This is a genomic window from Aeromonas aquatica (genome assembly GCF_000764655.1).
GTDB lineage: Bacteria > Pseudomonadota > Gammaproteobacteria > Enterobacterales > Aeromonadaceae > Aeromonas > Aeromonas aquatica.
This window is the reverse complement of record NZ_JRGL01000007.1, coordinates 194952-206895: the sequence shown is the minus strand read 5'-3', so window position 1 is coordinate 206895 and position 11944 is coordinate 194952. Positions and strand designations below refer to the sequence as shown.

10 protein-coding genes and 1 tRNA gene are annotated in these 11944 nt (G+C 61.3%); 6 read left to right on the top strand and 5 right to left on the bottom strand.

From position 1 onward, the window contains the following. Window positions 1-65 precede the first annotated feature (65 nt). The 4 genes from LG30_RS0101595 to rsmC all read right to left on the bottom strand — a co-directional run bounded on the left by LG30_RS0101595 (window position 66) and on the right by rsmC (window position 4103). Window positions 66-151, bottom strand: a tRNA-Leu gene (locus LG30_RS0101595). A 116-nt stretch (window positions 152-267) separates the two neighbouring features. After that, window positions 268-1728: a glycogen synthase GlgA gene (gene glgA, locus LG30_RS0101590; protein ID WP_033128952.1), complete on the bottom strand. Its 1461-nt coding sequence runs from the start codon at window positions 1726-1728 to the stop codon at window positions 268-270. Further along, window positions 1718-2968: a glucose-1-phosphate adenylyltransferase gene (gene glgC / locus LG30_RS0101585; RefSeq protein ID WP_081965935.1), complete on the bottom strand. Its 1251-nt coding sequence runs from the start codon at window positions 2966-2968 to the stop codon at window positions 1718-1720. The genes glgA and glgC overlap by 11 nt, the downstream gene beginning before the upstream one ends. Before the next feature lie 106 nt (window positions 2969-3074). Further along, complete coding sequence (rsmC, locus tag LG30_RS0101580) at window positions 3075-4103, bottom strand: 16S rRNA (guanine(1207)-N(2))-methyltransferase RsmC (protein ID WP_033128950.1); 1029 nt, start codon at window positions 4101-4103, stop codon at window positions 3075-3077. A 276-nt stretch (window positions 4104-4379) separates the two neighbouring features. Here rsmC and dapA point away from each other — a divergent pair, with 276 nt between their 5' ends. The 3 genes from dapA (at window position 4380) to LG30_RS0101565 (ending at window position 7756) form a co-directional block, all read left to right on the top strand. Next, entirely contained in the window at window positions 4380-5252 is an 873-nt protein-coding gene (gene dapA, locus LG30_RS0101575) for a 4-hydroxy-tetrahydrodipicolinate synthase (protein ID WP_033128949.1), read from the top strand. Between the two features lie 95 nt (window positions 5253-5347). Beyond that, complete coding sequence (locus tag LG30_RS0101570) at window positions 5348-6988, top strand: GGDEF domain-containing protein (RefSeq protein WP_033128948.1); 1641 nt, start codon at window positions 5348-5350, stop codon at window positions 6986-6988. Between the two features lie 177 nt (window positions 6989-7165). Further along, the gene (locus LG30_RS0101565) at window positions 7166-7756 is read left to right on the top strand and encodes an HAD family hydrolase (protein ID WP_033128947.1); all 591 of its coding nucleotides are present in this window, start codon (window positions 7166-7168) and stop codon (window positions 7754-7756) included. Window positions 7757-7887: 131 nt separating this feature from the next. Here the strand turns inward: LG30_RS0101565 and hfq are convergent, their stop codons facing one another. Further along, entirely contained in the window at window positions 7888-8247 is a 360-nt protein-coding gene (gene hfq, locus LG30_RS0101560) for an RNA chaperone Hfq (RefSeq protein WP_033128946.1), read from the bottom strand. A gap of 180 nt (window positions 8248-8427) precedes the next feature. Between hfq and LG30_RS0101555 the strand changes: the two genes are divergently transcribed. From LG30_RS0101555 to LG30_RS0101545, 3 genes are read left to right on the top strand one after another with little or no spacing between them, the layout of a single operon-like run. Next, a complete protein-coding gene (locus LG30_RS0101555) occupies window positions 8428-9699 on the top strand; it encodes a PqiA/YebS family transporter subunit (protein WP_033128965.1) in 1272 nt (423 codons plus the stop codon). Then, window positions 9692-11338, top strand: a complete 1647-nt coding sequence (gene pqiB / locus LG30_RS0101550) for an intermembrane transport protein PqiB (protein WP_033128945.1) — start codon at window positions 9692-9694, stop codon at window positions 11336-11338. Before LG30_RS0101555 ends, pqiB begins: the two co-directional genes overlap by 8 nt. Beyond that, a complete protein-coding gene (locus tag LG30_RS0101545) occupies window positions 11338-11907 on the top strand; it encodes a PqiC family protein (protein ID WP_033128944.1) in 570 nt (189 codons plus the stop codon). The genes pqiB and LG30_RS0101545 overlap by 1 nt, the downstream gene beginning before the upstream one ends. Window positions 11908-11944: the final 37 nt, after the last annotated feature.

Sequence of the window (11944 nt, the reverse complement as noted above, 5' to 3'; positions counted from 1 at the left end):
TCCGCCACCTTCGCACATTGTCATCAATCTTGTTTTACATGCCATCGATGGAGCATGTTGCAGTATGGTGCGAAGAGAGGGACTCGAACCCTCACATCCGTGGGACACTAACACCTGAAGCTAGCGCGTCTACCAATTCCGCCACCTTCGCATCACTGCGGTCGTGGATTCTATAGAGTTTTGGGGGGGCGTCAACAGCCAAAGGGGACTTTTTTCGCTGTTGACGGGTAAAGCCGTATTAAGGGCGCAAAACTTCAGCAATCGGCGTCAAACAGAGGCCAGCGCATCCCGGTACATCTGTTCGTACAGAGGGACGGAGTCCGCCCAGTTGAAACGGGTCTGCATGGCGTTGTGCTGCACCTTGGCGAAACGGGCGGGTTCTTGCAGGTAGTGGAGCAGGCTGCGGCGCATGGCATCGAGCAGGGTGCTGGCGGTGGGATCGTTGAAACAAAAGCCGGTGGCCCGCTCGGGATCGGCATCCCAATCCACCACTGTATCTTTAAGGCCACCGACGGCTCGCACCAGCGGCAGGGTGCCATAGGCCAGGCTGTACATCTGGTTGAGGCCGCAAGGCTCGAACAGGGAAGGCATCAGGAAGAAGTCGGCGCCAGCCTCCACCAGGTGGGCCAGTCGGTCGTCATAGGCGTTGATGAAGGCGAAGCGGTCAGGATGTTGCTGGGCGATGGCCTGCAGCTGGGCGGCAAGAGAGGGATCGCCGGATCCCACTATCACCACCTGGACCTGATGCTGCAGGAACTTGTCCAGCACAGGGATCAGCAGGTGAACCCCTTTTTGCTCTGTCAGGCGACATACCATGCCATAGATTGGCAGATCTGCAGCAGGAAGACCTGCCTCTTGCTGCAGGGTCTGCTTGCAGACACGCTTGCCGGCCAGGTTTTCGACATCATAGGTGGTCGGCAGCAGGGCATCGGTGGCGGGATCCCAGTCCTGATAGTCGCAGCCGTTGAGGATGCCGCGCAGGTCGCTCGCCCGCTGCTGGAACACGCTGGCCATGCCGTGGGCGCCCAGGTGGGTCAGCAGCTCGCTGGCATAGTTGGGGCTGACCGCATTGATTTTGTCGGCATACAAGACCCCGCACTTGAGCAGGTTGATGTGACCGTAGTCGTAGTTGATACGCTGCTCGTAGTCACCTATCTCCGGCACGGCCCAGAACTGGGCGCGATCGAACACGCCCTGAAAGGCGGCATTGTGGATGCTGATCACCGAGCGGGTGCGCTGGAAAAACGGGTTGCGAGCATGGCGGGTCTTGAGCAGCAGCGGCAGCAGGCCGGTGTGCCAGTCGTTGCAGTGCGCTATGTCGGGGGCAAAATCGAGCTGCTCGCACGCGTGCAGTGCCGCCGCCGCCAGGAAGGCGAACCGCTCGCCGTTGTCGGGGTAGGCCTGATTGTTCTCGGCATAGAGCTGGGCGCGGTCGAAATACTGCGGACAATCCAGCAGGTAGACGCAGATCCCGTCCAGCTCCAGCTGATGGATGCGATAACTGATGTCGGCCTTGTCCGGCGGGGTAGGCAGCCAGCGCGAGGCGACGAGCTTGGCCTCGTCCCGTCGCTTGAGGGTCTTATAGAAGGGCAGGATGATGCGAACGTCGTGGCCCTCTCGGGCGAGGTACAGCGGCAGGGCCTTGGCCACATCCGCCAGGCCCCCGGTCTTCACCAGCCCCTCAACCTCAGAGGCAACAAACAGGATTTTCAGTGGGTTAATAGCCAACTCTTGCTCCCTTAGGTACCACGACGATACCGCCTTCAGATACGGTAAACCTCTCTCGGTCATGGTCCAGATTCTCACCGATCACGGTGCCGGGTGCAATTTCAACATTTTTATCGATGATGGCGCGCCGAATTGAGCAACCTTCCCCTATTTTTACGTCTCCCAGCAGCACGGACTCACTGATGTGACTGCAGGGGCCTATGTTGCAGCTAAAGCCCAGAATGGAGCGCTGGATCTGGCTGCCTTGAATGAAACAACCGCCTGAGATCAAGGAGTTGGCGATCTTGACCTTGCAATCATCGGTGTCGATGAAGGTGGCGGGGGGCAGTGGCGGGTAGTGAGTATGCAGCGGCCACTTGCGATTGTAGAGGGAGAAGGGGGCATCGTCGGCGACCAGGTCCATGTGTGCCTGCCAATAAGAGTCCAGCGTCCCCACATCGCGCCAGTAGACGTTGGGCTTCTCGCCCGGGATCCGGTTGCCACTGTAGTCATAGACATAGACAGGGGTGCGGGGATAGAGGCTGGGGATGATGTCCTTGCCAAAATCGTGGCTGGAATTCTCCTCGGCGGCATCCCGTTTCAGCTCGCGATAGAGCGCCTCGGTTTCGAAGATGTAGTTGCCCATGGAGACCAGGGCCTGGGTGGGATCCCCCGGGATGTGTTTGGGGTGCTTGGGCTTTTCTTCAAAACCTATCATCCGCCCTTCCTGATCCACCTCGATCACCCCGAAGGCGCTCGCCTCCTCGATGGGCATGCGCAGAGCGGCGACCGTCATGGCGGCGGCTTTCTGCTTGTGGAAGGTCACCATCTGGCTCACATCCATCTTGTAGATGTGGTCTGAGCCGAAGATGCAGACATGCTCGGGGTCCGAGGTCTCGATGAAGCGCAGGTTCTGGTAGATGGCGTCGGCGGTGCCGTCATACCAGCGCTTGCCCATCCGCATCTGGGCGGGGATGGGATCGATGAAGCGGTCCGTGATGCCGACGATGTTCCAGCCCTTCTTCATGTGCAGATAGAGGGACTGGGACTTGAACTGGGTGAGCACATAAATACGCAGAAAGTCGGCATTGACGAAGTTGTTGAGGACGAAGTCGATCAGGCGGTAACTGCCGCCAAAGGGGACCGAAGGCTTGCTGCGGGTGGTGGTCAGCGGCTGGAGGCGAGTGCCTTCTCCTCCGGCCAGAATCATGGTCAATATGCCTGCCATCGTATTTCTCTCCCTGCGTGAAAAGGCTTTCATGTTGCTGCAAAAAAACACCCCTTAAGGGGTGGTAAACGTTTTCTTGGTACCTTATCAGATCCCGTATGGCACTCTCTACTCGTTTTATTACAACCGTTACATTTATTTACGCTTTGCTCAGATACACCTTGAATTTGGTGTCGCTGCCGATGATCTCGGTCCGTTTGAAGTGAGTGTCCAGTATAGGCTGATATCGCAGGAAGGCGTTGGCGACTATGGTCAGGGCGCCGTTGGCGGTCAGGAATTCGGGGGCCCTTGCCAGGAAGGTTTCGGTGGCGGTGTAGAAGGTCTTGAGCCCGGCATGGAAGGGGGGATTCGAGACAATATGTTGGAATTTTTCAGCCACATTGGAGTAGACGTCGGAGGCATAGACTCGCCCCTGCAGGCCGTTGACTGCCAGGGTGCGGCGGCTGGACTCGAGCGCCAGTGCGCTGATGTCCACCATGCTGACGGTCAGCGCCGGATTACGCTTGGCCAGCACAGAGCCGATGACGCCGGCGCCACAGCCAAAGTCGAGCAGCTTGCCCGCCATGGTTGGCAGGCTGGCCAGCAGCAGCTGGCTGCCGAGATCCAGCCCATCGGCGCTGAATACCCCGGGTAGCGCCATCACGGTCAGCGCCGTTTCGCCGGCCTGGCACTCATAACGGCTGAACCAGGCCTCCAGCTCGAACGGGGCGACCGGCTTGCTGAGCTCGCCGTGATAGAGGGAGCAGCGGCGTGCGGAGTCCCGCTTGATGGGCGGCTCCCCGTAGGGCACCAGCAGCTTGTCGGCGCCGTTGATGCCGCCCCGGTTTTCACCGGCCAGCAGCAGATCGGCTCCCGTTTCCAGCAGGGGGGCCATCATGGCGAGCAGGTATTGCGCCTCGGCCTTGGCCTTGGGCATCAGCAGCAGCAGGGCATCGAAGCGGGGGGCGCCGCCGAGCTGGTGATCGAACAGTATGTTGTCGCCCAGCGCCCCTTGCTGGCTGAGGTAGTAGCAATAATCGGTGGTGAAGACCGTCAGGGAGTCGGTCAGCTCGGCCAGCTGGCGGGGATAATCATCCTCCAGGGCGCCGCAGACCAACAGCCGCTTGCCGACGAAGAGGGCTTGGTTACGTTCCAGCATTTGGCTGACAGCACTGACAGGACGGCTCATTGGGACTCTCCACACAATTTTGGGCGGCCATTATACATGGCCGCTTTCGCCTTGACATTTATGCCGTGTTCCCGAAATATGCCAGACACCTTATTTAGCCAGAGATGATGCAATGCGGCTTCGCGTATCGAAACGAAAGCATAAACACAGCCTGAACCTTGGGCCTGCTGACGTGCGCGCGTAACCTCTCATCCCTGAGACGATTCAGCCCCGGTAGCGACCCTCGTACCGGGGCTTTTTATTGACCCATCCATCTATTCAGGAGAAGGAAATCCCATGTTTCAAGGTTCGATAGTTGCCCTGATCACCCCATTTCGACAGGGCCAGCTGGATGAGGCCGCACTGGCTCGTCTGGTGGAGTGGCACATAGAACAAGGTACCCACGGCATAGTGCCGGTCGGCACCACGGGGGAGAGCCCGACCCTGACCCACGACGAGCACTGCCGGGTGGTGGAGCTGGTGGTCAAGCAGGTGGCGGGTCGTGTGCCTGTCATCGCCGGTGCTGGCTCCAACAATCCGGTCGAGGCCATCGAATATACCCGTCACGCCGAGCAGGCGGGGGCGGATGCGACCCTGCACGTGGCCGGTTATTACAACCGTCCCAATCAGGAAGGCTTGTTCCATCACTTCAAGGCGGTGCATGACGCCACCACCAAGCCCATCATCATCTACAACATTCCGCCGCGCGCCATCGTCGATGTGCAGCCAGCAACCCTGGCCCGTCTGGCCGAGCTGCCACGGATCGCCGGGGTGAAGGACGCCACCGGCGATCTGGCCCGTCCCTGGACCGAGCGTCAGCTGATCAAGAAGCCGTTTGCCTGGCTCTCCGGTGAAGATGCCACCGCGGTGGCCTACAACATCGGCGGCGGCCAGGGCTGCATCTCGGTGACCGCCAACGTGGCCCCCAAGCTGGTGGCCGAGGTGCAGAACCTGACCCTGGCGGGTGAATGGCAGGCCGCTCGCGAGTTGCAGGACAAGCTGATCCCGCTGCACCAGGCCATGTTCGCCGAGCCGAGCCCCGCCGGCGCCAAGTATGCCGTCTCCCTGCTTGGCTTCTGCAGTGAGGAGTGCCGTCTGCCGGTGATGCCGCTGTCGGAAGCGACCCGCGAGCGGATCCGCTCCGCCATGCAGGCGTTGAATCTGTTGTAAAACTGGGCTCTGGATCGCGCTTTTGATTGTCCGCTCAGTAAATGGCCGGGCTTTGCCGATATACTCGCTTGGATACATTTCAAGGATGAGTTGGCATGCAAGAATGGGATCCGGAGCACTTCACCAGTTTTGAACAGCTCTGTGAGGTGACGCTGGCCGCGGTCAGAGAAAAGACCGAGGCCGAACAGATCTATCTGTGGCTGCGGGCGCCTGCGCCCCAGCTCTACTGTTATCGACCCGAGCTGGGGTTGCTCTGCCTGCATGCCGACGCCCTGACCAGCCTGGATCTCCCCCTTGCCTTCATCGAACGATCCCTCGTGCTCTGCCAGTTGCTGGTAGAGCCTGTCACGCCGGCCAATGGGCTCTGGGAGAGCGTCGAGCCCGAGGCGCCGCGTCTGCGCGCCAGTTTTCCCCTCAAACGCCATCAGGGGCTGGAAGCCGTGGTCTATCTGGAGACGAGGCGCCGCCTCGATCGCCTGCCAAGGCGCCACCAGCAGAGCATTCAACTGCTTATGCACTATCTGGCAGCAGAACTGGATGGTAGAAGGCTCGCCAGCCAGGTGGATCTGGAGCGGGATCAGCGGCTCCACACCCAGGCCGATCTCGTCCGCAGCCAGGCCTTGCAGGATGCCTTCCTCAGCATGTTGCAGGCGCTGCATCAGGTCGGGGTCCGGCTGTCGCGCTGCGACAGCGAAGAGCGCTTGCTGCACGATGCGGTGGCCCTTGCCCGCCAGGAGCTGCAGTTCGATCGCATCGCCATCTTCCTGATCGACCATGAATGCAAGACCATGCACGGCACCTGGGGCACCAACGAGGCGGGTGAGCTGGTCGATGAGCGGCACTTCGTCAGCGCCATCCCGGAGCATCCCACTGTGCAGGAGGCGCTGCGGCGCAAGGACTATGTGCTGGTGCTGGAGGACGCCCCGCTCTATTACGAACAGCAGGAGGTGGGCCGTGGCTGGAATGCCATGGTGTCGCTGTGGGACGGGACCACGCCCATCGGCTGGATCGCCGCTGACAACCTGCTCTGGCGCCGCCCCCTCAAGGCCTATCAGAGCGAGATCTTCAAACAATATGCCGCAATGCTCTCCCAGTTGCTGATCCGCCAGCGCACCCAGGCCACTTTGGAGCGCTTCAACCGTGAGTTGGAGCAAAGGGTGCAGGAGCGGACCCGGCAGCTGGCCGATACCAACCGGGCGCTGGAGGAGGCCAACCGGCGCCTCTCCCTGCTGTCGCTGGAGGATCCCCTGACCGGGATCGCCAACCGTCGCCAGTGGGATCTCACCATGGAGCGGGAGTGGGAGCGGGCGCGGCGTCATCAGGGGGTGTTGGCGGTGCTGATGATCGACGTGGATGAGTTCAAGTCCTACAACGATCACTTCGGCCACGGCAAGGGGGATCAATGCCTGCAACGGGTCGCAACCCTGCTGCAGGAGGCGGAGCGACGCCGCACCAATCTGGTGGCCCGCTATGGTGGCGAGGAGTTCGTGATCCTGCTGTGCGCCCCGCAGCCCGGGGAGGCGGAGCGGCTGGCGGAGCAGATCCACCGGGCGCTTGCTGAGTTGCAGATCGCGCATCCGGCCTCCCGGGTAGCGGAGGTGCTCACGGTCAGCATCGGCTTCAGCTATCTCATCCCCTCGGCGGACAAGGGATGGCAAACCCTGACGGAGCAGGCGGATCAGGCGCTCTATCATGCCAAGTCCCAGGGACGCGCCTGCACCCTGGCGTATCGCTGAGCCCGCCTCGGGCGCGGTCAGCCATCTTCACTCGCGGGTTTTGTCACGGGCGTTGGCCATCGGTAGGGGCGCCTGTGATAAATGCGAGAGCAAGCGTTTCTCGTCATCTGATACATGGCGATGAGGCATGGCTCTGGCTAGAATGGGGGCCCATTTTCGACAGACAGATCCCGCACCATGACCCTATCCGGATTTCAAGGCCTGGTCTTTGACCTCGACGGCACCCTGGTGGACTCCATGCCGCTGCACCTGGCCGCCTGGGAGCATGCCGCCCGTGAGTTTGGCTTCCAGTTCGATGCCGACTGGTTCTATGAGCTGGGTGGCATGCCCAGCCGCAAGATAGCCCTGCTGGTGGCCGAGGTGCAGCAGATAGCGCTGGATCCCCTGATGGTGACGCGCTGCAAGACCGAGCACTATGTGGCCAACCTGCACAAGGCAACCCCCTTCCCCGCCATGCTGGAGCTGGTCAAACGCTACCACGGCCAGATCCCCATGGGGATCGGCACAGGGTCACCTCGGATCAATGCCGAGGCCGTGTTGCGCAATACCGGACTGGATCGCTACTTCCCCGTGGTGGTGACCGCCGACGATGTGGATCTGCACAAACCCCATCCTGACACCTTCCTGCTGGTGGCAAGCCGACTGGGCATAGCACCTGGCAACTGCCTGGTGTTCGAGGATACGGGAATAGGTGCCCAGGCCGGGCAGGCCGCCAACATGCAGGTATGCATGATCAAGGAAGGAAAACCGGTCGGATTGAGCTATTGAGATTAGTCAGACGAGGTGGATCACTGGGTCGGGGCAGATAAAAGACCCACTCTCATACGGGACAGGCAATAAACATGAGAGTGGGGATGGCGTCGGTCAGCGGCTGGCGCAGGACGACGAGGGGGCGAGCATCATTGCTCGCTGCTACCGCCCTGATTGTCATCATAACGGCCCGGGGCGCCGTGGGGGCGCGGTGCCATGGAGACGCGTGGCTTGCGAGCCCGCTGGATGCTGACGGCAGGGCGACCGGAGTGCATGGCGATGGTGGAAATCTTGGCCTTGTAGACCAGTTGCTGATTGCCATGGGCGTCGGTCAGCAGCACGCTGTACTGGTCGAAGCCACTGATGGTCCCTTCCAGTTTGATGCCGCTCACCAGGAAGATGGCGACCTGACTGCGGTTCTTGCGCAACCAGTTGAGGGCAGAATCTTGCCCGTTCCCAAGGGAGAAGGCTTGCTCAATCGTAGAGTAGCTTGGGGATTCAGTTGTCATAAATTATTGTCCCGCGGAAAAAAGTGGCGTTTGATTGTGCTAAATGACCACTGGCTTGTCAAAGCCATTCTCTTTCGTTACTGAAGCTGAACGAGCTAATGAACAGGGCTGGTGGTTAGCGGCGGTGGCTGCAATAATTGGCGCCTCTGGCCGTTCGCGGCCTCCTGCTGGGGTCTTATCTTGCATTCGGTTTCACACCAACACCCAACCACCTATACCCATGACGCGACGGCCTGTGAAGAGTGCGACCTGCTGGTGCCGGCCACGACACTCGCGGTGGGGGAGGCGAGCGACTGCCCGCGCTGCGGTCACGTCCTGAGCCGTCACCTGCCGCAGCAGGAACGCAGGCCACTGGCCTACGGTTTTGCCGCCCTCATCATGTTCGGGCTCTCGAATGTCTTTCCCTTCATGGCGTTCTCGGCCAAGGGGCTCGGGCAGGAGATGAGTTTCCTGCAGTGCATCACCACCCTGGTGGATCAGGGCTACCTGTTTCTCGGGGCCGTGCTGAGCCTGACCCTGATCGGCCTGCCGCTGGTCTACATCGGCTCCATCATGCTGGTGCTGTGGCGGCTCGACAAAGAGATGCACAGCAACGCCTTGCGCTCCCTCGGTCGTTTGCTGTGCAGGATCAAGCCCTGGTTGATGGTGGATGTCTTCCTGATAGGGGTGCTTATCTCCCTGGTCAAGTTGATGGGCATGGCCGATATCAAGATGGGGCTGTCGTTTTGGGCCTTCGTCGGCTACACCCTGCTGCTGATCAAGATGATCTCGTCGCTGGACAGAATGTGGCTGTGGCAGCGGCTGTTCGGCCCGACCGAGGCGAGGGATCTGGCTCCCGAGGCCAGTGCCCTGCAATCCGGGCTGGTGGGTTGCCATATCTGCGGTGCCCTGAGCGAGGCCGGCGCCGACACCTGTTCGCGCTGTGGCGATCACCTGCATCAGCGCAAGCCAGGGGGCTTGAACCGCACCTGGGCGCTGCTCATCACCTCGGTGATCCTCTATATCCCCGCCAACCTCTACCCCATCATGGACACAGTGTTTCTGGGGGATGACAGCCCCTCGACCATATTGGGCGGGGTGATCCTGCTGTGGGCCATGGGCTCCTATCCCATCGCCGCCATTATCTTCTTTGCCAGCGTGGTGGTGCCCATGGTGAAGATACTGGCGCTGCTGTGGCTTTGCTTCATGGTGCAGCGGGGCCAGGTCAGCTCGCCTCTCGGCAAACTCAAGCTCTACCGCATGACCGAATTTGTGGGGCGCTGGTCGATGATCGATGTCTTCGTGGTGGCCATACTGGCTGGCCTCATCCGGCTCGACAATCTGATGACCATCTACCCGGGCCCCGCGGCCGTTGCTTTTGCCGGGGTCGTGTTGATCACCATGGTGGCCGCCATGAGTTTCGATTCCCGCCTGATCTGGGATTTACAACAAGGAGAGCGCGACCGTGAGTGAGCGTAAGAAAAGGTGGAAACCCGGCTCGGATTTTCTGAGCTCGGCCGCCGCTATCTGGATGGTGCCCATGCTGGCGCTATTCATCGGAGCCTGGATGCTGTTCCAGCACTGGTATTCGCAGGGCCCCAGCTTCACCCTGACCGTGGCCACCGCCGAGGGCATAGTGGCGGGCAAGACGGTGATCCGCTCCCGGGAAGTGGAGGTGGGCCGCATAGAGGCGGTGGAGCTCAGCGACGACTACAGCCATGCGGTGCTCAAGGCGCGACTGACCAATGCCGCCGCTGGCATGCTCAAGAAGGACAGCCAGTTCTGGGTGGTCAAGCCCAGAGTCGGCCGGGAAGGGGTCTCCGGCCTCGGCACCCTGCTCTCCGGCGCCTATATCGAGCTCTCCCCCGGCAAGAAGGGCCGGGCCCGCGGCGAATATGCCATGCTGGACAGGCCGCCGCTGGCGTCTCTGGATGCCAAGGGGCTGCGGCTCTCCCTCACCAGCAGCGATGCGAGTGCGCTGGGGGTGGGTTCACCGATCAACTACCAGGGCTTCACCATAGGTCAGGTGGAGGAGGCGAATTTCCTGCCGGAGAAGAGCGAGATGCAGTATCAACTCTTCATCAACGCGCCTTACGACATCCTGGTGAGCAGCAACTCCCGCTTCTGGTTGACCCCGGGCTTTGAGGTCTCCATGAGCAGCGAGGGGATGAAGGTCAAGATGGACTCCCTGGAGAGTCTGATCAACGGTGGCATCACCATGGGCCTGCCTCCGGGCTGGGTGCCGGGGGAACAGGTCAAGCAGCAGGACGAGTTCGTGCTGTTCAAGGATGAGGCGAGCGTGCTGGCCGGTAGCCTGAACCAGTTCATTGATTACGTCTTCCTGTTCGAGAATGACGTCGGTGGCCTGCATCCCGGTGCCGCCGTGCAGTACCGTGGCATCCGGGTCGGCACCGTCATCTCGGCCCCTTACCTCATCGACGATCAGGGTGTACAGCTGTTCAAGAGCCGCCAGATCCCGGTGCTGGCGCGGATCGAGGTACAGCGTCTGTCCCATCGCTATGCCAACGCCGAGAAAGAGCAGTGGCGCGCCCTGTTCAGCAAGCAGTTCAAGGAGGGTCTGAGAGCCAGCCTCAAGACCTCCAGCCTGCTGACTGGTGGCAAGGTGGTGGATCTGAACTTCTACCCGGATGCCCCCGCCTACCAGCCGATCAAGCTGGCGGGTTATCCGGTGTTCCCGACCGCCCAGGCCGGGCTGGATCAGATAGAGCGCAAGGTGAACCTCATCCTCGACAAGTTCGTCGACATGGACATGGCCACCACGCTGACCCAAGTCAACAGCACCCTGGTGACCCTGGACAAGACGCTCAAACACGTCAGCGCCGTGAGCGCCAATCTGGAGCAGTTCACCGGCCAGAGTGCGACCCAGCAGCTGCCGGCGTCCCTCAATCAGAGCCTCAAGCAGTTGCAGGAGACGCTGCAGACCTATGATGCCGGCTCCCAGACCAACCAGGAGCTGCGACAGTCGGTGCAGTCCCTCAACCAGCTGATGAGTGAGCTGCAACCGCTGGTCCATTCCCTGAATGAGCAGCCGAGTTCGCTGATCTTCGATCGCTCCCGCCCCCGGGATCCTGAGCCCAAGCGAGGAAAATGATGAAAAAACGGATGATGACCCTGGCCATGCTGGGGCTGCTGGCGGCTTGCAGTTCGGCTCCCACCAGCTTGCACTACTACTCGCTCGATACCGGCAGCCAGCCGGCAGGCGCCACGGTGGCGCAGCCACAACACCAGCTGGTGCTGCGCCCCATCACCCTGTCCGGCCAGCTGGATCGGATGAGCCTGGTCTATCAGCTGGCGGGCAATGAGCTGCATTTTGCCGAGTACCATCGCTGGGCGGGATCGCTTGACGCCCAGTTGAACCAGCTGACGCTGAACGGCCTCTCCAGCCGCCTGCCGGGCTGGGTGGTGCGCCAGGATGGGGCCCGCAAGGGACCTGTGCTGAGCATCTCGGTGGAACGTTTCCAGGGTAGGGAGGATGGCCGTGCCCTGTTGAGCGGCCGCTGGCGGCTGCTGACGGAGGAGGGCACTGTGTTGCGGGATGTCCCCTTCCAGCAGGAGCGGGTGTTGCCTGCCGATGGTTATGGCGTGCTGGTGGACGAACTGGGGCAGGGCTGGCAGCAACTGCTCGACCAGATCGCTACGGAAGTGCGCAAGACGAGCTGATGACGCAATGAAAAACGGGAGGCCAAGGCCTCCCGTT